The sequence below is a fragment of the Massilia sp. BHUDP2 genome (assembly GCF_046236355.1).
GTDB classification, from domain to species: domain Bacteria; phylum Pseudomonadota; class Gammaproteobacteria; order Burkholderiales; family Burkholderiaceae_D; genus Telluria; species Telluria varians.
Genome location: NZ_JBJUVW010000003.1, coordinates 1,045,111 through 1,065,999, shown reverse-complemented (window position 1 = coordinate 1,065,999; position 20,889 = coordinate 1,045,111). Strand labels below are relative to the sequence as shown.

General features: G+C 57.2%; 19 protein-coding genes. 9 read left to right on the top strand and 10 right to left on the bottom strand.

The genetic code is table 11. The features are described from left to right. The first annotated feature begins 9 nt into the window (after window positions 1-9). The 5 genes from ACK6C6_RS21555 to ACK6C6_RS21535 all read left to right on the top strand — a co-directional run bounded on the left by ACK6C6_RS21555 (window position 10) and on the right by ACK6C6_RS21535 (window position 3,612). Window positions 10-342 (top strand): ferredoxin, encoded by a 333-nt coding sequence (locus tag ACK6C6_RS21555; RefSeq protein WP_027867055.1) that lies wholly within the window; start codon window positions 10-12, stop codon window positions 340-342. A gap of 25 nt (window positions 343-367) precedes the next feature. Then, window positions 368-988 carry an alpha/beta hydrolase gene (locus ACK6C6_RS21550; RefSeq protein ID WP_036206714.1) on the top strand — a complete coding sequence of 207 codons (621 nt, stop codon included), beginning with the start codon at window positions 368-370 and terminating at the stop codon, window positions 986-988. Between the two features lie 114 nt (window positions 989-1,102). Further along, on the top strand, window positions 1,103-2,248 hold the full coding sequence (locus tag ACK6C6_RS21545) for a D-alanyl-D-alanine carboxypeptidase family protein (protein WP_209589709.1): 1,146 nt from the start codon (window positions 1,103-1,105) through the stop codon (window positions 2,246-2,248). A 107-nt stretch (window positions 2,249-2,355) separates the two neighbouring features. After that, entirely contained in the window at window positions 2,356-3,282 is a 927-nt protein-coding gene (locus tag ACK6C6_RS21540; RefSeq protein WP_409269182.1) for an aldo/keto reductase family oxidoreductase, read from the top strand. A gap of 18 nt (window positions 3,283-3,300) precedes the next feature. Next, entirely contained in the window at window positions 3,301-3,612 is a 312-nt protein-coding gene (locus tag ACK6C6_RS21535; RefSeq protein ID WP_027867059.1) for a metal-sensitive transcriptional regulator, read from the top strand. Here the strand turns inward: ACK6C6_RS21535 and pssA are convergent, their stop codons facing one another. Beyond that, window positions 3,613-4,398: a CDP-diacylglycerol--serine O-phosphatidyltransferase gene (gene pssA / locus ACK6C6_RS21530; protein WP_409269181.1), complete on the bottom strand. Its 786-nt coding sequence runs from the start codon at window positions 4,396-4,398 to the stop codon at window positions 3,613-3,615. 142 nt (window positions 4,399-4,540) lie between these two features. On the opposite strand from pssA, the gene ACK6C6_RS21525 reads away from it, so the two are divergent. Beyond that, on the top strand, window positions 4,541-5,497 hold the full coding sequence (locus ACK6C6_RS21525) for a CAP domain-containing protein (protein WP_409269180.1): 957 nt from the start codon (window positions 4,541-4,543) through the stop codon (window positions 5,495-5,497). Beyond that, on the top strand, window positions 5,494-6,108 hold the full coding sequence (locus ACK6C6_RS21520; RefSeq protein WP_409269179.1) for an Hpt domain-containing protein: 615 nt from the start codon (window positions 5,494-5,496) through the stop codon (window positions 6,106-6,108). Before ACK6C6_RS21525 ends, ACK6C6_RS21520 begins: the two co-directional genes overlap by 4 nt. Before the next feature lie 532 nt (window positions 6,109-6,640). Here ACK6C6_RS21520 and ACK6C6_RS21515 read toward each other — a convergent pair. Both ACK6C6_RS21515 and ACK6C6_RS21510 read right to left on the bottom strand, forming a co-directional pair. After that, entirely contained in the window at window positions 6,641-7,219 is a 579-nt protein-coding gene (locus tag ACK6C6_RS21515; protein WP_409269178.1) for a DUF1439 domain-containing protein, read from the bottom strand. 480 nt (window positions 7,220-7,699) lie between these two features. Then, window positions 7,700-8,830 carry a hypothetical protein gene (locus ACK6C6_RS21510; protein ID WP_409269176.1) on the bottom strand — a complete coding sequence of 377 codons (1,131 nt, stop codon included), beginning with the start codon at window positions 8,828-8,830 and terminating at the stop codon, window positions 7,700-7,702. A gap of 282 nt (window positions 8,831-9,112) precedes the next feature. Between ACK6C6_RS21510 and ACK6C6_RS21505 the strand changes: the two genes are divergently transcribed. Next, window positions 9,113-9,871, top strand: coding sequence for a hypothetical protein (locus tag ACK6C6_RS21505; protein ID WP_409269175.1), 759 nt, complete (start codon window positions 9,113-9,115; stop codon window positions 9,869-9,871). A 300-nt stretch (window positions 9,872-10,171) separates the two neighbouring features. On the opposite strand, the gene ACK6C6_RS21500 is transcribed toward ACK6C6_RS21505, so the two are convergent. From ACK6C6_RS21500 to ACK6C6_RS21485, 4 genes are all read right to left on the bottom strand, one after another. Further along, window positions 10,172-10,627 carry a hypothetical protein gene (locus tag ACK6C6_RS21500; protein ID WP_409269174.1) on the bottom strand — a complete coding sequence of 152 codons (456 nt, stop codon included), beginning with the start codon at window positions 10,625-10,627 and terminating at the stop codon, window positions 10,172-10,174. 175 nt (window positions 10,628-10,802) lie between these two features. Next, complete coding sequence (locus ACK6C6_RS21495) at window positions 10,803-12,152, bottom strand: FRG domain-containing protein (protein ID WP_409269172.1); 1,350 nt, start codon at window positions 12,150-12,152, stop codon at window positions 10,803-10,805. A gap of 288 nt (window positions 12,153-12,440) precedes the next feature. Further along, complete coding sequence (locus ACK6C6_RS21490) at window positions 12,441-15,161, bottom strand: hypothetical protein (protein ID WP_409269171.1); 2,721 nt, start codon at window positions 15,159-15,161, stop codon at window positions 12,441-12,443. Continuing rightward, window positions 15,158-16,291, bottom strand: coding sequence for an SIR2 family protein (locus ACK6C6_RS21485; RefSeq protein ID WP_409269210.1), 1,134 nt, complete (start codon window positions 16,289-16,291; stop codon window positions 15,158-15,160). The genes ACK6C6_RS21490 and ACK6C6_RS21485 overlap by 4 nt, the downstream gene beginning before the upstream one ends. A gap of 196 nt (window positions 16,292-16,487) precedes the next feature. Here ACK6C6_RS21485 and ACK6C6_RS21480 point away from each other — a divergent pair, with 196 nt between their 5' ends. Continuing rightward, the gene (locus ACK6C6_RS21480) at window positions 16,488-16,847 is read left to right on the top strand and encodes a hypothetical protein (protein WP_409269170.1); all 360 of its coding nucleotides are present in this window, start codon (window positions 16,488-16,490) and stop codon (window positions 16,845-16,847) included. A 350-nt stretch (window positions 16,848-17,197) separates the two neighbouring features. Here the strand turns inward: ACK6C6_RS21480 and ACK6C6_RS21475 are convergent, their stop codons facing one another. From ACK6C6_RS21475 to ACK6C6_RS21465, 3 genes are all read right to left on the bottom strand, one after another. After that, entirely contained in the window at window positions 17,198-18,112 is a 915-nt protein-coding gene (locus ACK6C6_RS21475; protein WP_409269169.1) for a plasmid recombination protein, read from the bottom strand. Between the two features lie 510 nt (window positions 18,113-18,622). After that, the gene (locus ACK6C6_RS21470) at window positions 18,623-19,423 is read right to left on the bottom strand and encodes a hypothetical protein (protein ID WP_409269168.1); all 801 of its coding nucleotides are present in this window, start codon (window positions 19,421-19,423) and stop codon (window positions 18,623-18,625) included. Window positions 19,424-19,602: 179 nt separating this feature from the next. Beyond that, a complete protein-coding gene (locus tag ACK6C6_RS21465; protein WP_409269167.1) occupies window positions 19,603-20,835 on the bottom strand; it encodes a tyrosine-type recombinase/integrase in 1,233 nt (410 codons plus the stop codon). Window positions 20,836-20,889 lie beyond the last annotated feature (54 nt).

Here is a 20,889-nt window from a genome sequence, read left to right as displayed (position 1 = left end):
GAGAGCGACATGAGCGACACCAACGACGCACCCTTCTACAAGCACCACGTCTTCTTCTGCATGAACGAGCGCGACGGCAAGGACGCCCGCCAGAGCTGCGGCAAGTGCGGCGCCGAGAAAGCGCAGAAGCATGCCAAGAAGCGCATCAAGGAACTCGGCCTGAACGGCCAGGGCAAGGTGCGCGTCAACCAGTCCGGCTGCCTCGACCGCTGCGAGGAAGGCCCGGTGCTGGTGGTCTACCCGGAAGGCACCTGGTACACCTACGTGGACAACGCCGACATCGACGACATCATCGACACCCACCTGGTGGGCGGCAAGGTCGTCGAACGCCTGAAAATCTGATCACCCCTGCAAGCGCTTTGGATTAATGAACAAGTATTCGCACAAGTTTACCCTCGACGGCCACGCCGGCAAGATGCAATGCATCCTCGACCTGCCGGAAGGCCAGCCGCGCGGCATCGCCCTGGTGGCGCACCCGCACCCGCTGTACGGCGGCACCATGGAGAACAAGGTGGCCCAGACGCTGGCGCGCACCTTCGTCACCCTCGGCTACGCCACCGCGCGCTTCAACTTCCGCGGCGTGGGCGAGTCGGAAGGCGTGCACGACGACGGCCGCGGCGAGGTGGACGACATGGATGTCATGTACAAGCACATGACCGAACAGTACCCGGGCCTGCCGGTGACCCTGTCCGGCTTCTCCTTCGGCACCTTCGTGCAGGCCCAGTTCCAGCAGCGCCTGATCGCAGAGGGCCGCCCTGCCGAGCGCCTGGTGCTGGTCGGCACCGCGGCCGGCAAGTGGCCGATGCCGCCGGTCCCGGCGGACACCATCCTGATCCACGGCGAACTTGACGATACGATCACGCTGCAGGAAGTGTTCGACTGGGCGCGCCCGCTCGACATCCCGGTGACCGTGATCCCGGGCGCCGACCACTTTTTCCACCGCAAGCTTGGTCACATTAAGAATCTTGTCGTCGAAATGTGGCGATGACGTGACATTTGACGCTGTCGCTGTGCAATAATTAGTCCCTTCTTTCGAGGCAATACTCTCGGGTGTTGCCTTGCGCACTTCTGCATTAGCATTTTTTTTACAGCGAACACTCCCATGAAAAAACTGTTAGCGGCCGTGGCCGCCAGCCTGTTGATGGCTTCGGCCAGTGCACAGACCGTGCCCGCGCCGACCGTCGCAGCCAAGTCGTGGCTGCTGCTCGACGCGACGAGTGGCCAAGTCATTGCAGCCCAAGACCCCGACGCCCGCATCGAACCGGCTTCGCTCACCAAGGTGATGACCGCCTACGTGACCTTCGCCGCGCTGCGCGACAAGCGCCTGACCCTGGACACCATGGTCAACGTCTCGGTGCGTGCCTGGAAAGTCGACGCGAGCAGCTCGAAGATGTTCATCGATCCGAAGGTCCCGGTGTCGGTCAACGACCTGCTGCACGGCCTGATGATCCAGTCGGGTAACGACGCCGCGGTGGCCCTGGCCGAAGCCGTGGCCGGCGACGAAGGCACTTTCGTGACCCTGATGAACCGCGAGTCCGAGCGCCTGGGCATGAAGAACACCCGCTGGGCCAACCCGCACGGCCTGCCGGACGCGAACAACTACTCGACCGCGCGCGACCTGTCGGTCATGGCCGCGAGCGTGATCCGCGACTTCCCCGAGTTCTACAAGATCGACTCGATCAAGCAGTTCACCTACAACAAGATCACCCAGCAGAACCGCAACCGCCTGCTGTGGCTGGACCCGACCGTGGACGGCATGAAGACCGGCCACACCGATTCCTCGGGCTACAGCATGATCGCCTCGGCGCGCCGCCCGAACGGCAACGCCGGCCAGCGCCGCCTGATCTCGGTGGTGCTGGGCACCGCCTCGGATTCGGTGCGCACCCAGGAAAGCCAGAAGCTGCTGAACTGGGGCTTCCAGAACTTCGACACGGTCAAGCTGTACTCGAAGGGCCAGGCCGTATCGACCGTGCCGGTCTGGAAAGGTTCGGAATCGAACGTGAAGCTCGGCTTCACCCGCGACGTGCTGGTGACCGTGCCGAAGGGCGTGGCGGGCAAGATGAAACCGGTCCTGGAGCGCAAGGACCCGCTGGTCGCCCCGCTGGCGCGCAATTCGCAGGTCGGCACCCTCAAGATGATGGTCGACGGCAAGCCGCTGATCGCGCTGCCGGTGGTGGCGCTGGACGAGGTGCAGGAAGCCAGCATCTTCGGCCGCGCCTGGGACTCGCTGCGCCTGTGGATGCAGTGATCCTCGCCTGAGCCCATCCGAACAGCCCGTCCGTGCGCAAGCCGGGCGGGCTTTTTGTTTGGCCGCACCGCTATAATCGTGCCATCCCGTTCACACGAAAGCGCACGATGACCCACCCGCTCCCCGCCGACCTGCACTGCCCGCGCATCGCCACCCGTGAGAGCGGGCTCGCACTGTCCCGCATCGTGGCCGGCATGTGGCGCATGAATGACTGGGGCATGTCGGTCCAGCAGCGCGTGGCCTTCATCGAGCAGTGCATCGAACTGGGCGTGACCTCCTTCGACCACGCCGACATCTACGGCAACTACGGCGTCGAGGGCGCGTTCGGCGAAGCCCTGCGCGCCCAGCCTTCGCTGCGCGAGCGCATCGAGCTGGTGAGCAAGTGCGGCATCAAGCTGGTCTCCGAAAAACGTCCGCAGCACGGCATCCAGCACTACGACACCACGGCAAGCCACATCATCGCATCAAGCGAGGAATCGCTGCGCCTGCTGGGCACCGATCGCCTCGACCTGCTGCTGATCCACCGCCCCGACCCGCTGATGGACTTCGACGAGGTCGCCGACGCCTTCACCCGCCTGCAGCAGGCCGGCAAGGTGCGCCACGTGGGCGTATCGAACTTTACGCGCCACCAGTTCGAATGCCTGAACCGCCGCGTGCCGCTCGCCACCAACCAGGTCGAGTTCTCGCCAATGTTCGTCGCGCCGATGTTCGACGAGACCTTCGACGGCCTGCAGGACCTGGGCATCGCGCCGATGGTCTGGTCGCCGCTGGGCGGCGGGCGCCTGTTCACCTCCGGCGACGCACGCGCGGTGGAGGTCCGCTCGGTCATCCAGGAGATTGCCGACCGCATGGAACAGCCCTTCGCCAGCGTGCTGTTCGCCTGGATCATGCAGCTGCCGAGCCGCCCGATCCCGCTCACCGGCACCGGGCGTTTCGAGGCGATCCGCGAAGCGGTGGCCGCTACCTCCTTCCAGCTCGAACGCGGCGACTGGTTCCGCATCCTGCGCGCGGCGCGCGGGCACGAAGTGGCATAAGGCCAAAGGCAGGCGACGATGGCCGAGAGCCCGCTGAAGATCGTCGAGGGCAGCGCCCTCACCGCGCAGCAGAAGAAGGACCTGCTGAACCGGCTGGCGCGCATCGAAGGCCAGCTGCGCGGGGTGCAGAAGCTGATTGCGCTGGCCGCGGAGCCGTCGGACGTCGACGCCGTGGCCCAGCAGATGGCGGCGGCGCGCAAGGCGCTCGACCGCTCCTTCGTGCAGCTGCTGGCGGGGTCGATCCAGACCCAGGCCGGCAATGCGGCCGACCTCGACGAAGCGCAGGCACGCGCCGCCCACCTGGCGGCGATGCTCGATAAATTCGCCTGATCAGTTTTCGTAAACCAGAGGCGGCGCAATGCCGCGCCACCCCATGCGCCAGGCGATGTTCAGCAGCAGGGTCGCGGACACGTACAGCAGGAAGAACAGCACGAAGAAGCGCGTCTGCAGGACCGCCAGCAGCACGGCGCACACCGCCAGCAGCGCCAGCATCACCTTGCCGCGCGGGTGCTTCGAGCTGGGGAAGCGGATGGTCGACACCATCAGCGTGCCGACCGCGATCATCAGCGCGATGATGGCGAAGCACTGCGCCATGGTGGTGGCGGGATCGGGCCAGGCCACCACCACCGAGGCCACGCAGGCCGCGCCGGCGGTGATCGGCATGCCGACGAAATAGCGCGGGTCGGTACGGCCGACCATGACGTTGAAGCGCGCCAGGCGCAGCGCGCCGCAGGTGACGAACACGAAGCAGGCCAGGCCGCCCATGCGCACCAGGGTCGGGTGCGCGGCGCCCATCTGGGCAAACCCGTAGCAATACAGCAGGAGCCCCGGGGCGCAGCCGAAGTTCATCACGTCGGCGATCGAATCGAGCTGCACGCCGAAGCTGGACTGGGTCTTGGTGAGACGGGCGACGAAACCGTCGAGGGCGTCGAACACGCCGGCCAGCACCAGCAGGATCGCCGCCAGGCGATAGTCGGCGGGGGAGCCGATGTGCGCATTGTCCACCGAGATCACGATGCTGCCGAAGCCGCAGGCGATCGACAGCAGGGTCACGAAACTGGGCAGGGCGAACTTGGCGCGCGCGAGGCGCTGCCGGCTGGTGGGCTTGGTCGACAATTGATGACTCGGCAATGAGATCGATAGCATATTCTACAGGGGAGTGAAATAAGCTGGACGTCGCGCAACGCCACGGGCGTCGTCTGCCTCTCTTTTGCTCTAGAATGTGATGTCGTTCCCCAGTATTGACAGGAGTTGCAACATGAGCTACGTGCCTCGCTGGCGTTCCCTCATCGCCGGACTGGTGGCCGCTTCGACCCTGGTCGCGTGCGGCGGCGGAGGCGGCGGCACGGACACCGTGGCGACCCCGGTCGGCGTGACACCTCCGGCCAACATCGTGCCGGATACCGCGGCGCCCAGCGCGACCGGCAGCATCGCCGTCGATGGCCGCAACTGGATCAACTACCGCCGCACCCAGCTGGGCGTGCCAGTCGTGACCGAGAACGTGTTGATCAACAATGCGGCGCTGGGCCACTCCGAGTACCTGCGCACCAACCGCGTGATGAGCCACGACCAGGCCGCGGGCAACCCGGGCTTCACCGGCGCCACCCTGAAGGACCGCCTGAACGCGGCAGGCTACACCATTCCGGCCAACGGCTACGCCTATGGCGAAGTGATCTCCGGCGTCACCAACGGCACCGGTTTCTTCATGGCCGAAGAGCTGGTCACCGCGATCTACCACCGCTTCGTGATGTTCGAACCGAAGTTCCGCGAGATCGGCACCGGCGCCGCCACCTCCTCCAGTGGCTACAGCTACTTCACCGCCGACTTCGCGAGCCGCGGCGGCTTCGGTCCCGGCATCGCCGCCAACGCCATCGTCACCTGGCCGTTCAACGGCCAGACCGGCGTGGTGCCGAACTTCATGAGCAACACCGAAGAACCGGATCCAGTCCCGGACCGCAACGAGGTGGGCTACCCGATCAGCGTGCACGCGAACATCGACGCCCCGCTGACGATGCAGACCTTCACGGTGCGCCCGCGCGGCGGCGCCAACCTGGAGGTGCTGGTCGTGAACTCATCGAGCACCGCCGCGCAGCGCACCGCCATCGCGATCATTCCGCTGGCGCGACTGGCGGCGGCCACCACCTACGACGTCAGCTTCTCCGGCACGGTGAACGGCAGCCCGGTGAGCCGCGACTGGTCGTTTACTACCCGGTGAGCCTGTCCTCCTCCCCGGCCGGACCGGGCTCGCCACCGGCGCCCGCACAGGTGTCCATGGCGGCGCTCGACTGCGCCGCCGGCCTCGATCGGATGATGGGCGACGAGGCCATGTACCTGCGCGTCCTCACCCGCTTCCATTCCGACTACGCCGACACCGCCCTGCGCCTGCGCGCCGCGCTGGCCGGCGGCGACGCCATGCTGGCGCACCGCATCGCCCACACGCTGAAAGGCGCGGCCGCGATGGTCGAGGCGCGCGGCCTGCGTGCGCTGGCGCTGGAGGTCGAACAGGTGCTGCGTGCCGGCGCGCCGGCCGATGCGCTGCTGCTCGACCAGCTGGACGCGGAACTGGCGCGGGTGATCGCGGAAGTGGCGCTGCTGCTCGCGCCGGCCGCCGGCATCCCGGCATCAGGCGAGGCGGCGCTGGCGGAAGCCGACCTGGCAAACCTGCGCGGCCTGCTCGATCTCGGCGACAGCGGCGCCCAGGATTTCATGGCGGAGAAGCGCACCGGACTGCGCGCGCGCCTGGGCGCGGCGCGCATGGCGCAACTGGAATCGGCGGTGGCGGCCTTCGATTACGAACGGGCGCTCTCGGTGCTGGATGCCCTGTGAGGGCGTCGGCCGGGAGCGCCTAGCGTGTGAATTCCGCTTCCTCGTCAAAGGAAGCAGCGCAGCTCTTGCCGCAGAAACGGCGCACGCTGTCGAGCGGTTTCTCGCAATACCAGCATGAGCCTTTCGCAGGCAGGCTCGCTCGCGCGGGTATCCCTGGGGTAGCTACGGCGACCGCGGCCAGGGCCGGCTCGGCGGCCAGCCCATTGTCCGAAAAGCTTTCCTGTGTCGTTTCCAAGATCCACCCCCTACACGACAGACTGAAGTCCAACCAAGATTACTTCAGCAGAACATCGTGCCCATGAGAAACCTCAAGCGCGGACCGCGGCGAGGTCGCGCCACGGCAGTTCAGTGCCATTCCATCCGTCCCAGTGTGCGCCGAATGGACTGGCTCTGCAATCCTCACATGCCGATTAGGCTTGCGCACAACACACCTCCAAGGACTTGCGCTCCTGCGCGCAAAAATAATAGCGTATTGCTAATTTTTTGTACGCACATAATCATATGCGTGGCGGAAATGCGACTTGGCGTGCGCTTAGCGCTGATTCGCGGGTTCCAGCGTTACCAGCAGACCAGAACGTGTGGTTTCGATCCGGGTCGGAGTGAACTGGACGCCGGCATAGCGCAGGTCCTGCGGGTCGAAGGTGTAGACCGGCGTGTCGCGCACGACGGTATCGATGAGGGTGCTGGCGATGCGCGCGATCTGGCGCTCGGCCTCGGGGTTGGCGCCGATCGTCACGCGGTCGACGCGCGGTTCGGCCATCATCACGGCGGGGCGGCCTGGGTCGACGTAGAGCCGGCCCGAGAAGGCCAGGCTGCCGCTCCAGGTGTCGCGCGCGAACGGCGGCGATACCGAGGCTTCCAGCGCCAGCGCGACCCGGTCGGATTCCGGCTGGATCGCCAGCTGCGGGCGCTGCAGGCGGACGTCGAACAGGCCCATCAGGGGATGGCTGAGCGGGAAGCGGCGCTCCAGGCCGGCCTGCAGCTTGTGCAGGGGGATGTCGACCGTGCGCGGGCCGGTCAGGCTGGCGCAGGAAGACAGCAGGGCGCAGGCGGCAAACAGCAGCCCTCCCCGCACGAACCGTCGCCGCTTGCTGCCGTCAGTGTTTGTCATCAATCCTGCCCTCCTGTCCTGTCTGTCAGGCGAAGCCTAGCATGCGGCAATCCGGAGTGCAGTGACGATACGCGGCGTCCTCTTACTTCCGATACAGAAGTGACTGAATAGGCAGCGATGGCTCAACCACAGGGCTTACGCCATGATCCAGGGTTTTTGTGTACTAACCTGTATACTAAAAACAAATTGTGATGGGTATCCCAATCTTGAGCAGAACAAGATCCGGTTAAAGCCGCGCGACCATTAATACGTGGCCGTCCACCTTTCGACGATCTGGGTTAGGCCAGGAGATGAGCTACTATAAGCGACTAAGGTCTTCGGAAAGAAGTGCTTGGGCCATGGCATCAGTCCGTCTAGAACACGGCCGCCATCTTAGCTGCCGGGCTACGGCCGTGTACGTCCGCGATCGCTCCCGAAGCGGACCTACGCGAGCTGCCTCGCTTAGTTGCAGACGATGACGCCGAACTTACGAAAACAGCTTCAGGCGCGAGACTGTGCCGATGGCATCGGCTCATTGATGTAGTCGCACTCGTATTTATTGAGCAGCTCGCGTAGACCGTGATCGAACAGCTCAGGATTCCAATGCATCGAAAATGTGCGTAGCATCTCGGTGATCTTCCCCGTCGTCAGTTCGACAATGTGCTTCCGGTGAATGAGCGCAATCGAACGAAACCGCCATGCTCCTATTTGATCGAGGACGAGGGCATCGGATCGATAGATGACAAACCCAAGCCGACCGTATGAATCGTGCAGGTAACCTGAAACCTGCACGATATCTTGCTTTTCTATTTTTCGCTTGTTTTTGATTTCGAAGACTAAGTGTTGGACTCCGAAACCATTTTGTATCCTGGTACCAAATGAACTCCTAAACAAGTTCGTGGCCACAACATCGCGTCGCTGAAATGCTTGGCCGTTTGGATGAAGCTGCACGGGATCGAATCCGTCCCCGAGCATGAAGGCGATTGTTTTTTTACACCACGCTTCAAACGCTGCAGCATCTTGCTGTTGTGCCGCGTCATCGTTCCCAACTGGGATTTCTTCAAGCTCCGAGACAAGCCGCTCCGCCTCAAGTTGCGAGTCGAATATCGCAGAGCCAAACGTATGGCCAGCGGAATTGATATAACCCTCCAAGTACTCATGATTCAGAACCTGATCTTCGAACAAAGGATCGTCAATGCAGGCGTGCAGTTCATTCCGATACCAACTCGGGTTCGAATGCCGCGCCTGCAATACCCCCCATTCGTGTATTGAATTGAACAGATCAAGCGCTGCGGCCGGGCCAAATCGCTCTAGTGCCTCTTTATATGGACTACCTCCCGTCACCATGCTAAGAAAGGCGTAGTCACTGGCTAGCTCAGCGTGCATGACAACGTTACCGCAGTCTAGGACCTCCGCTACCGAGCCATCATAAGCACTGGGTGGGAACTGGTCTAACGGTACGAAAACGATGTCGGCAAGGATGATACAGTGGTTGCCGCGCAGCACGCTTAATACTCCACGGTATGTACCCATCTCCGGATCATGCTGACCCGTCAAACCAATAGTGAGATCGCCAAGCTTCGCATGTTTCTGGTCATGCCATGGAACTTTTAAACTATACGGGAAATGCAAGATATATTTCCTTCGCAGGAGCTAATCTGATAAAGGCCCAGCCGCTGCTATGCTTGAATCTTCAAGTTTTTCAGCTAGACCAATCAGCCGGGGTAACTGAGGTAGAATTTGGGTGGGTCGGTGAATCATGGACACCTAATATTTGCTGATGATCTCAATGACCACTTCGGACCGGTTGCAGACCTATTGTAACGCCACTACTGGCCCGGATAGGAGGCTTTTGAGTTACACAGGTGTGGAGCGATCTGATATGTTAACTAAATACCAACACAGGAGGAGATTATGGATCACAGACTGCGAGGTCCCGTATTGAAGTTGAATCGGGCAGGTGGCTCCATCGAGCAACTTGACAGCAAAATCCGGGCGTTTTCAGAAACTCATAGATACCAAATTTCCTATGAGGTGGAAGAGGAAAGGCAGGAGACAGTAGTCCGGGCGCGCTTCAAAAACGAACTGCCGGAAGAATTTGATGTGCTAGCAGGAGAGATTCTTTTTTCGCTCCGTTCAGCTTTAGACCAGTTAGTTTGTGCAATTGCAGCTAAGGAAGGGCAAGTTGAATTGAAAGAATTTTACTTTCCCTTCGCCAATAGCAAAGAGGTTTTTGAATCAAAAGACACAACGAAGAAAGTGGCGAAACTTTCGGAAACGGCTCGAAATATGCTATTAGGGTATGCGGCATACCCTGAAGGCAACAAGTTCCTTTGGGCGATTAATCAGCTTAACCTCATCGATAAGCATAGACAGTTGATAGCTGTTGGGGCAGTTGTAGGGAACGTAACGATTACGGGCGGCGTCTTCAACTCCGGCGTCATATTGGGGGATAATCCTGGCTGGGCTCCCTTTGCAGAGGGCTTGGAACTGCTCCGATATGGAGGAACAGTGAAGCTACAGGCTGAACCTAATATAAAAGTGAATGCAAACGTTTCATTCGCCGACATCGACTTTCTTCAAAGTATTCCTATGGCAAATGCTCTGCATACTATGTGGAAGATCGTAAAAGAAATTGTTGAAGATTGCGACAAAAAGCTTTTTCGCTCTTAGCGGGTGTAGACAAAATCAATAAAGCACGTGTGGCATGCTATCTTGATGTGGAGGAGCATGCCATGGCAATGAGAGATTCACTCGACGGTATTGAGCCGTCAAGCAACGCTGGCGGCAGGCCGCCAGCATTGAAGCCTGAGCATATCGCAGTCTTGAACGATATCGTGACGGAGCGCGCCCAGGCCAGATTGCAGTTCACTTAAGCGTTTGCGCAGGCGGTCCGACAGCACCTTAACAGCTGAGATCGAATCTACGAGTAAGCGAATGCCCGTTGGCAGTGCGCCCACGGCGATTGTCAATTTAAATCGCATGCACTTCGTGGGCACGTGCGTCCTGTTCAAGTGGGGCATTGTGATACCCTACAGAAGCAATCTGGGCCAAGTACACAGGCATGAATGCTTCAATACCCCCAAAGCTCTCATACTGTTGTACGTGGCGCAGTTCATGGGAAATGAGCCGCACATCAGCATGTCTCTCCACGATGAAAATGCCATAGCCAAGGGTAATGCCCGCCATGTTCGGGCCAATCAGGCCGGTAGCACCAGCGACTTCGCGCAGCAATGGGTCTTCTGGCATCGGCAACTCCGCGACATACTGGATTCGGACAAGCCCAGGCTTCGCAACGCCCACGTGCGTCGCAAGCGCCGTTCCCTTCTCATTCAACGAAACACCGCTCCGCAGTATGAGATGGGACTGCTCCTGTGCCCAGGCGATCGCCTTCGGAACGAGGAGTGGCAGCAGTGTTTGTAGATTCATGAAAGATGCGAGTAAGTAGAGTTCAAATCAGCGAATGCTGCCGTGAGAAAATTTTCAGAGCAATATCAATTTAAGGTGTCTGGTCTTTCATTATTGAACCGTCTGCTTAGGGTCGGTTGCTGTTGTTCAGTGGGCTGCTCACAATCCAAAGCCGCCGGATGCAACTACCGACCTATTAAGTCGATTTGATCTGTGGCGCAACAAACTTGAACTTCTCCGCTACGTACTTGGCAGAATTTTCGATGTAAGGGAACACCGTGCTGTCGTTAATATTCATAGCATCCAGCTCTTTAATCAGCCGCTTTTTGTCAGCCACCGCATAACGAGAAATCTTAAAGGTATCATCCCCCTCTTCATTCAGTTTTGCGTTATCACCAAATAACAGGAAAGCTCCTGACTGAGACGAAATACGGTCGTTATTTCGCTTACCCTTAACACAAAGCACTCTTCGTATGTCATCAGGCCGAATTCGCCTTTCGAAGTGAGGTTTTTCTTCGCAGATAAAGTGGTGGAGACGCTTGATACTAGCTTGGTTATTGAATAAATCAAGGCCAGCTTCAGCGTCAGCAAGGCTATTTGGCGTATTAGGATAAGTAATTACTTCCGCATCAGTCAAACGGGCAAGATTAGCTAAGCAACTGACGGTGTCTGAGTCAAAATACTTAACTGCATCACGTCGCACTACAAAGCGGATTACTTCTCCAACGACGTTATGTTTGTCTTTGGCATTGCAGGCAAAGTATAAAGCGATGAGAGGATTCGATGTAATATCGAGAAGCCGAGTAGGAAGAGAATAATGCTGCATTCGAACAAGGCGATCTAGGGTTGACGAGTCGCTAGCAAAATCGCTCGCATTCGAAACCAAAAGCTCGCGGTAAAGCAAATGTTCGTTTGTTAGAAAAAGCAAATTCCCATCTTTATCTTTTCTAAATAGCGACGGCTCCAGCTTGTATCCAGTCCTACTAGAATGGCCTCGGTAATAAACATCCTCCTCCTTCGAAACTGTGCTAGACAGAACTCTGTCAATGTACTCCTGCAACGAGCGGATTTCAACGACTTCGGCCTGTTCAGACGGCAGACCTGTATCCCCAGCAGGCAGCAACGGGGCAGTCGAATTTTGAGGTAGTAGACCTCTAGCTCGGAGCATGTCTAGAAGGTCCCCCTCCTTTACAGCCCAGTGAGTACGATTCATTTCCCATTTTCGAATGTCAAAGTATGGAAAATGTGGCTCGATGGAATCGTAAGAAATTTCAGGGATATTTGATTCAAACTCGAATTCAATCAATACTGTGCTCTGCCGACGCACCAATTTTGTGATGCGACCGACTCTCATAGCTATTCGATTCCACGCTTCGCATGCAAAGAGACATGGTAACGCAGCCATTAACTTTAACTCTTTCTCGGAAAGCTTTTCTAGCTTATTAGAGATCTTCTCTTCAGTATATTCGAGAATTCTCCCCTTTTCCCACTCATAGTAATTCTTGTCCCAGCCATCAGGTTGGGAGGTCACAAGAAAATTGAACATAGCTTTCTCTTTTTGTTAGCATCATTAAATATTCCGACCCAAATGAATGTCCCCGAGAGACTATCATCTGGTTGAAGAGTGGCGGCAAACGGCGAATTTTTTTCAGCGACTGGCTCTGGTCGAACCCGACCGTCGCCGACAGCATATCAGGTTGCCGCCGAGGAAAATTCACGGTGTGTCACGATCGCCTGAATCGACCTGAAACAGACACGTTTCGCCTAATCCAACAACCCGTACTTCGTCTATAGGTAGAAGCCAAGGAACTAATACAGCCTACATGGATTTGACCTATCGCCGACGCGCAACGGTCTCCAATCGCCGGAATGCCGGGTTTTGCACGAGTTTCCCGGTCACTGAACGAATCTGATTGAGTGCCTCAGCCAAATCCATAGGGACTACCGAGCCTTCAGCCGTGCCAATGCTCAAGTCCAGTAGCCGCAGGAGCGCCGCTGCCATCTCTGGCGTACTAATCGATGCCAGTCGAGGAACTCCGTCAACATCGCCCCCCAGCCCAAAATCGTACATTGACCAGCAATCAAACGGCACCAAGAAGTGCTCAACGGCGTTAACCGCCTCGGTGAATGCCTCACCTGCAGCTACGGGCAAGTCTGCGAATGCTGCGCTGACGCCGCGCGTGGACAGTGAATGCTCCTGCGGCCAGATGTTCTTGAGGAAAGGCGCGACGGCAAGGTGAAATATTTCGTCGGCGGACTGCCGGGGTTGAATTTTCGTATTACTAGCCATCGAGCTTAGGAAGCGTTGTACCGTTTGTGCAGCATTAGCTCGCACTTCGTCATCCACAGCTCGCAACGTTTGCTGGACTTTCGCGTTTCCAATCACCGGACCCCTTCCTTCGCGGAGTGCGTGCAGGGATTCAAGCACGAGGCTTGACAGTAGGGAGCTTCGTGTCTCGCGCCCCAGTCGGCGATCGGCCGCCCTGTCCGCGAACTGATGGCCGATCACCTTCAGCACATTAGTAAACTGCGTGCGACGCGCGATGGCGCGCCAAAGGGCTAAGGATTGCGCGTCGTCTGCGATTAGTGGCGCCACCAGGTTATGCTTGGACCATTCCTCATCGGCTTTTAGGAAGTATGGAAGCGCTTCAATCATTCGATGCCGCCCGATTAAGCCTGCCTTGCCGTCTGCCGCAATGATCGAGTCACGCATGACGCGCAGAAAATCACTTTTCTTGAATGGATTCCTACCACCTCGAACGTCGGGACACAACGCGAGGAAAACACCAACTAACCTGCCCGCCGGCGTGTTGAGCGTGTCCAGATCCGAAGGTTCGGAGCCGTCGCCGTCTACAACAAGCTCGTTTAGATCAATTGTGTCAGTCTCGCCAGTCGTCTTGTTCGTGGCCGCTACCGCAATAGGCCAGAGCTTGGCCCACACGGCTACAAGTTTTGGCGATTTCGGAACGATGTGTTCCCACGACGAGATCCAGTACGTAATCCCTTCGATAGCTGCCTCGATCGTAGCAGTCGGCAGTAGCTCTAACAGAGTCAGAACGCGATCTCCAGTATGCCGGTGTTTCAGAGTAGCCTTTTTCTCCCCATTCAGCGCCTTGTGTGACCAGCCGAAATGATCCCAAGTGTTAGGGAATTCGGCGCCACCACCAGGAGCAGCTTCAAAATCAGACAGAATCAAGCTAGCATTTTCATTACGCCGAATCCAATCTGATGCGCGCTCGGCGGGATCGTCGTTCCAACTGCGGCTAACAGAGGATAGCGCCGCCTCTAGAGCGCGCAACCGCGCTTCGCCAGTCAGGTCGCTGAAATGATCGTCCGGCTCCACTTCGACCCATCCAGAGATCCCCGAAGACAAAAATCCGAATTGGACTGAATCCATGTTATTCAGGTCTGGGAAGTTATGTAGATGGGCTGCCAGCCAACTAGAGGCTGATGATGGAAGCATCCCCCCAGCTACCTCTATGCGACGCAGCTCGCGCGCCGACCAGTATTGCTGCGCGCGCTTGACGAGGGCACGATCCGAATCCGCTGGCCAAAATGTACGGGGCGGACCCCTCCTAATACGAATCAATATCCGCTTGCGTGCATCCTTTGAAACATCATTAAAGCGAAGCGCGCGTAACTCGGCGATCTCCGGGAATGTGTGAATGTCCCAGAACGGACGATTCTCTAGTACGGGTAGGGTATCGGACAACTCGGCCGCCGACGTGAGTTCGGGGGTCTGCGAAAGCGAAGCCCAAAGCCGCAAGTGAATAGGAGTTGACATCTGTCTCCAGCGGGATACAAACGCTTGAGCCCTTCCCGGATCGAGTGTTCCTATCCTCTTCACGACGGCATCAAGAAGTTTGACTGACGGCGCGATCCCCTCATGGAACTTGTCCACGTCCCGGTCGCGTCCGGCTTCATTTTGTACCCGATAGCCAACGTAGTACAGCCCTCCCAGTCGCCAGAACTTGTGGTCCCCCTGCCACCCCAGCCTGTGCCCTAGAGCGATGCCGTAGTTCACCGCTCCTTCGAGAGAGATACCAAGCGCTACCAGAAATTCGACCTCCTTGATGCTGTCGAGCCGATAGATGTCCAAATTGGCCAGCTCATGGCTATTGAGTGATGCCAGGAGGAGGTCCTCAACCCGGCGCGGGCGTTCGGGTATAACTGTAGTAGACGATTCAGATCGGGCGCTGACCTTGAGCCACGGCTGCACTGTGGCGGTGATAGCGGAGATCAGGGAGCCCGAACGTTCACCGGCAACAATGCGCGGCTGGACGTGGTAGGCAACGGTTCCCGGTGACTGTGGCTGCGCCCGGTCCCAACTTTCCTCAATCAAGCGCCACGCAGAGCGCCAAGGATCCTTGAGCTGCTTAGCTTCCAAAAGTTCTAGAGATTGCAGTACAGCGGTGCGTTTGATAGTTTCATGCGGTTTGATTCTAAGTGCCCAGTCGAGAATGTGCCGCTCAGAGAGTCGCCCGTGTAGAAATGCTATCAGCGTTCGGACCGCATCCGAATCCTTATCGTTGAGCGAGGGCCAGTAGAGTTTCATACTGACGCCTCGCTCTCTCGCTCCAAAGCAATTTCCGCGATGGCGTCCAGCCACCCGGTATCTGCTCCAGCTTTAGAGGCTAAACTAGAGAGTCTTATGCGTTCGCTAGTGTTTCCACGGCGAACCAAGTGGTCGAACAGGTCTCGATCGGACTCATCCGCAACACTCCTTGGCGAACTAACGATTCGCTTAATTTCGGCATCAACTTTTCGAGGCTTGCCGTTGATAGCGGAGAGGGTAGCCCAGCGCTCCAGCAGATCTAGAAGCGACTGGTGATGATCCTTGCTGTCATATGCAATCGGCGTAATGCCGCGGCCCTTCCAGTCCTCGACAAGGACCGGGTCCGGCGTCGCGACGCCGACAAATGTGAAGCGCTCCTTGAGATCGTCAAAGCGTACTCCGTCGGCTGCAATGGCATTCAAGAGGTAGCGCATGGGAGGATCGTCAGCGCTATAGCCAACGAGCACTATATGAAACAGCCTGGCTGCATCGTAGATGAAGTCTGGCACGGTGCGCCTACGCATATAGAACTCGCCGAAGTCCCGATCAGTAATGACGAGATCGGACGTTCTATTGGGATTGCGGTCCAAGGCACCATGGATATGCAAAAAACCAGAGAATTCGCCACTTCGTCCTGGGCGTGGGATTCCGCCAAGCGAGTACGTTTGCAGTTTCGTCTTGCTATTCGCACTGTCCTGAAGCAAGAGATCAAAGTTTGTGGTGACGATAGTCGAAGCGCCGCCGCGATCGGCTAGCCGCATGAGCGCTTTGTGGATGGGCGCTGGCTTCTTGCCTGCGGCACGAAGAACTTCAGCCACCGTTGCCCTGACACGACTAGTAGCGCTGGGTTTGTCATCAATCCTGCGTTCGAGCATACCTAGCACGACGTCGTAGTCCCTTCGTTTGAACCTTCTAACTTCAGCGATCTGCTGGCTAGTCAGGCCACTAAGGTCCCCAGCTTCGTCATCCTTGCTGCTTGTTACTACGGCGTGTATACCTTTGTCGAGCCGCGCATAGACATCTACCACTAGCTTACGGAAATCTGGCAAACCCGCAGGCATAGACACACCTGCTCCAGCGATAAAAAGAACTTGTCCACGCGCGTGTGCGAGCAACAACCTTTCCGGCACGACTGGCAAGCCGTTTCCAAGTGAAATTACCCGGTCACGAGGCGGTGACTTTGCAGACGATGTGAGAAGGGTACTCAACGCTGGCCATCCCAAAGCCAGTGCGTCGCCTTAACCGTACGGTTGAACTTACTAACACAAAGAATTCTCATAAGTTTTCCAATTAAGGCGATGTTTTGCCGGCCAGCACGAGAGAAACATGCTCGACAGACGCGATCCAATTCGAATTACGACGCTGCGAGGTTGGCTGATCGAAGAAGAACTTGGCGCAGAACGACTGAATCCCGATATCGTCGCTTGCGCATTCGACGGCGATTTTGTCGTAACGGAATCGTTCTGCCTGTGTAAGAAGAAATTGGAGCAATGCTCGGCCGTGTCCTTTGTGCCGCTCTCTGAACTCGATTCTTGCAATGACCAACGTGTTCGCCGGCCACGGGTAGCCTTCGACAGAGCGCGTTATCAGCCGGAGATAGAGGCCAACTTTAGCCCGTCGCGCATCGACGGTTCCGCTCATACCACAATGAGTAAGCCGAGCCCGGTAGTGGAATCGATGGCGTAGCCAGTTGTCCAGCTCATCAGCAAACGATTCGATCGCTTTTGGATCTTCCGCACTCATGCTGTTGACCTTTGTTTCGAAAAGCCAAACTTTACCCGGCGTATGCCCTCGCTGGCAACTTCCCACCGCAGTGCTGGGACAGGGCTAAGGCTCGTCATCATAAAGAACCTGTTGACAGACTTCCTTCGCGCGCGTACGCGCGCGTGTAGGGTAAGAAAATTCCGGCAAACTTTCGCGGTTTCTCCTCCACCCAGTCGAGCTAGTAGCGGAGACACAGTTTTCTGTCAAGGGCAAACTGAACCCTTCGCCCGGTTGGCTCGTCGTTGCCCATCTCATCTTGCTCGCTTTGCTCACTATTGCGGCCCGTTGCTAACGCCGGTCGGCTCGTTTGAAAGTGAAAACGGTGCTGCAACTTTGTCGAACCCTACACAGGATAGGGTTTGCTCACTTTCGAAAGCTGCGCGGCCATCAAACCCTATAGGTTTCGATTTTCTGAACCCTATAGGCTTTTCTGGCTTGCACGGCTTCGTCATCATCTTTACAAAGTTGCTTTTGATGGCTTTCGAAGTCGGCATCGCAATGCCCAACGCCGCTAAGAGCGGCGCTGGGTCGATAGTATGAGGCGCAAGCAACGCCACCAAAATAGCGTCCGAGAGTCCGCTATTCGCTTTCAGTACCTCCAATGCGGACTCTAACGCCTGCTTCCTTATCGCGGCACTAGCGGGCTTTTGCGTCACCGCTTGACGGGCCAGTCCGTAACCCTGACCTACCTTCGCATGGAAGTCAGCTTGCATGGCGAGGAGCTTGCTGCGCCCCCCCATCAGGTCACTGCCAACCATTCGGCCATTAACCAGTGGCAGCAACAGGACATGGCAATGTGGGACTGCTTCGTCATTGTGAACAATGGCACTGAGAATTGGCACTGCAAAATATTGACTCGCCCACTGGACTGAATCATTGAAGAACCGTCCTTGGTCGATAGTCGACTTCGATGGCAGGCTGAAAATAATTTCTAGCCCCAGTACAGCGTCCTTGCGAAGCAACTTGATTCCAGCCGCATCCATCAGCGCCTTGGCGTCGGCAGCCACGGCTGCTGCCGTGCTGTGACCATGCAATATGAGATTAAATTTCGTTTGTGTTGGATTGATGCGTCCGCCTGACGCCTGACCGAGTTCGGCCAAAATTTCGCGGTGATTGTGTCGGGCGGCCACCTCAATGATGGCCTTTCCGGTTAGCTTCTTGATTCGCAGGAATTGGGTGTTTGTCATTTCTCCCTAGACCCTTAACGCCATGAATTCACGGGAAATGGTCAGCGAATTGGTTACAGGTTTCCTCTGGTACAGTTGAACGCTTGCCACGCGAGATGAGGATGGCGCGCCCTTGACGGACGGCATGCTATTTTTTGAAGTTATTGCCGCCACCTATTTGACCTCCGCCACATAATTCAGGGGGTCGGCAAAAAATTTGTGAAGTTCGCGGTTGGAATAGCAAGTGCAACGCTCAGAAAGGCGAATTGCTGGCGGCGCTTTACCCGCGATTACCAGTTGGCGGAATTTCTCGCGGCTGACGGGCGAGAATGGGGCAATCTGACGCCAGCGGGACATGCCGTCCGCTGGAAGAGTCTTACTGGGAGGTGCTGCTGGGGCTGCGATGTTTGCCATGGTTGCCTAACTTTGCATGTTGCCGCCATGATTCAGCGGATTGATGCAAGAGTAGGTTTGATGGCGCTGCGAGTGACCGAATTCGATTTTCTAGAAGTCGAATTCGGCGAAATAGGTTTATTTTCCTCGTCGTGCCAAGGCATCAGGGATTTGCTTTAGTGCCTTGCGGATGGTCTCGTCGCTGACACTGCTGCCAATGTCATCGATGAGTCGCGCCACTTCGCTTGCCGAGGTTCGATCTTGATGAGCAATATTAGATTTTTTGCAGAGAGCCGCGATCATGACCAAAAGCGTATTTCGTTCCGTTGCCGATAACGGCTTTTCGATGTTTGACGGCACACCGTTGATTGCCTGCTCAAACTCGATCAACGCCTTCGTACGAACAACGAACACACTATCTGGTGGGAGGCCAGATGCAGGGTAGTAGAATCTCCTGTTCAAACTTCCATCGCTCCCTTTGTCCTCGAAATGATCTTGAAGCTGACAAATCGACCCGTCCGGTCGCGTCACGAAAGCACCGTTAAGGCATTGAAGCTCAACAGCTGGCCCATCGGTTAGGCGGTGGTATGCATGCTCAACATCCAGGCGTTCAGAACCCTTCATGAACAAATCCCAGATTCCTTCAATCGTCACAGTCTGATCATCCAATACGAGTACCGTTCCATCGCTGAGATCGATACCGCTGATGATTTCTTGCTGAGATAGAGATCCCATGTACGTTGGAGCTTCATCCTCGGGGACAATTTTTCCCATTCGAGCTTTGGCATGATTGACGAAGTCGACCGATAATTTGAGGTGACCGTCCAGAGCCAACTGCAACACGTCAGCTTCGGTTGCCTCCTCGTCGCATACAAGTGAAATCTGCCGTGCAGCCGCAGCTACCGTCACCCATTGTTTTAAGCCAAACAATTTACCCAAAGTAGTACCCTATTTACTGAACCTGAATTCGAGGCCACACCCATCGACAGCGAGCGGAGTCCGGTGCCCCGTCATCTTGCGGTCATAACCCATGCGCTTCACCACGCCGGAGTCGTCCCTGGCACGAGGTTCGCGCATCAATTCCCATCTGCCTGACTCGTCAAGATGTCGTGAAATCTTCATGCGGCGCGGGCAAACTTGCCGATCACGACCTTTCTGTCCTCGGCAATTTGCGCGTCAACGAAATCGGCCCATAGCTGTGAAATCTTGCGGCGCTCGTCGGCGTACTCAGCCCGGTTGTACACGCCCTTGATGCCCTTTATCGAGTGTGCAAGTGCTTTCTCGATGGCATCGGACGAATGACCCATCTCGTGCAGGTGCGTTGACGCGGTGCGGCGGAAGTCATGGATGACGAAGTGTTGTACGTCGGAGTCCATCGCACGCACGGCCTGATTCAGCGTCGACTTTGCGATAGGTCTGTCTTCGTGGCCGCGCCGCATGGGGAACACAAAACGCTCGCTGTGCGAAAGCGTGCGCAGTTCGCGTAACATGGACACCGCCTGCCCTGACAGGAATACCCAATGCTCGCGGTCTTTTTTCATCCGCTCAGCCGGGATGCGCCATATGCCTTCGTCCAGATCGAACTCCGACCACTCAGACTCGATTAGCTCGGACTTACGCACCATCGTGATCACAAGGAGGTGAAGTGCCAACTTGTAGGCGCGGCTCATGTTTGAGGTGTATACCGTGCGTAAGACCGTACCGACTTCATCGGGCGATAGAACGCGCGTGCGACTCTGGGGCGTGGCAATGTAACGAGCGACCAATTGCTGGCCAGGATTGATTGTCGCGGCCTGACGCGAAATCGCGTACTCGTACATGCGCTTGACCACATTGCGCGTAAATAGGGCCATTTGCGAGGCACCGCGTCCTTTTACCTTGTCACAGATGGCGAGCACGTCACCGGCATTCACCTCCGTTAGGGCCTTATTTCCGATAGCTGGGTAGATATCCTTGTCCAAGGCGCGCCTTGTAACGGTGCGATACGACAGCGATTTAGGGGCTATCTCAGACTCGTACCAAAAATCGGCAAAGGCGCGCACTGAATCGAGAGTTTTGGTAGCACCCCGGTCTTTCTTAGCATCGGCGACGGGCGACACGCCGCCGGCCACAATCTCGGCATAGCGACGTGCTCGGATTCGAGCATCTTGTAGGCTGATCGCGGGATAGTCGCCAATGGTGACCATAGGCTGCTGCTTGCGGTTAAGTGAATAACGGTATCGCCAGACCATCGAACCCGATGTCATGACTTCCAGCACCAAGCCACCACCGTCGGCGATGAGGTATCGCTTCGCTTTTGGCTTGAGCGCCTTGATGCGCTTGTCGTTTAGGGGGATGGCTGCTTTTGGCATTTAAGTACACACTTTTGAGTACACATGGGTTTGTGTACTGAAGTGTGTACTTAA

What these genes read in the sequence shown, in the direction of transcription:
- ACK6C6_RS21480 (WP_409269170.1), top strand. Translation starts at nt 16,488, where the DNA reads ATGCTCGACAGACGCGATCCAATTCGAATTACGACGCTGCGAGGTTGG.
- ACK6C6_RS21525 (WP_409269180.1), top strand. Translation starts at nt 4,541, where the DNA reads ATGAGCTACGTGCCTCGCTGGCGTTCCCTCATCGCCGGACTGGTGGCC.
- ACK6C6_RS21545 (WP_209589709.1), top strand. Translation starts at nt 1,103, where the DNA reads ATGAAAAAACTGTTAGCGGCCGTGGCCGCCAGCCTGTTGATGGCTTCG.
- ACK6C6_RS21495 (WP_409269172.1), bottom strand. Translation starts at nt 12,152, where the DNA reads ATGTTCAATTTTCTTGTGACCTCCCAACCTGATGGCTGGGACAAGAAT.
- ACK6C6_RS21550 (WP_036206714.1), top strand. Translation starts at nt 368, where the DNA reads ATGAACAAGTATTCGCACAAGTTTACCCTCGACGGCCACGCCGGCAAG.
- ACK6C6_RS21505 (WP_409269175.1), top strand. Translation starts at nt 9,113, where the DNA reads ATGGATCACAGACTGCGAGGTCCCGTATTGAAGTTGAATCGGGCAGGT.
- ACK6C6_RS21540 (WP_409269182.1), top strand. Translation starts at nt 2,356, where the DNA reads ATGACCCACCCGCTCCCCGCCGACCTGCACTGCCCGCGCATCGCCACC.
- ACK6C6_RS21555 (WP_027867055.1), top strand. Translation starts at nt 10, where the DNA reads ATGAGCGACACCAACGACGCACCCTTCTACAAGCACCACGTCTTCTTC.
- ACK6C6_RS21500 (WP_409269174.1), bottom strand. Translation starts at nt 10,627, where the DNA reads ATGAATCTACAAACACTGCTGCCACTCCTCGTTCCGAAGGCGATCGCC.
- ACK6C6_RS21475 (WP_409269169.1), bottom strand. Translation starts at nt 18,112, where the DNA reads ATGACAAACACCCAATTCCTGCGAATCAAGAAGCTAACCGGAAAGGCC.
- ACK6C6_RS21465 (WP_409269167.1), bottom strand. Translation starts at nt 20,835, where the DNA reads ATGCCAAAAGCAGCCATCCCCCTAAACGACAAGCGCATCAAGGCGCTC.
- ACK6C6_RS21535 (WP_027867059.1), top strand. Translation starts at nt 3,301, where the DNA reads ATGGCCGAGAGCCCGCTGAAGATCGTCGAGGGCAGCGCCCTCACCGCG.
- ACK6C6_RS21490 (WP_409269171.1), bottom strand. Translation starts at nt 15,161, where the DNA reads ATGAAACTCTACTGGCCCTCGCTCAACGATAAGGATTCGGATGCGGTC.
- ACK6C6_RS21515 (WP_409269178.1), bottom strand. Translation starts at nt 7,219, where the DNA reads ATGACAAACACTGACGGCAGCAAGCGGCGACGGTTCGTGCGGGGAGGG.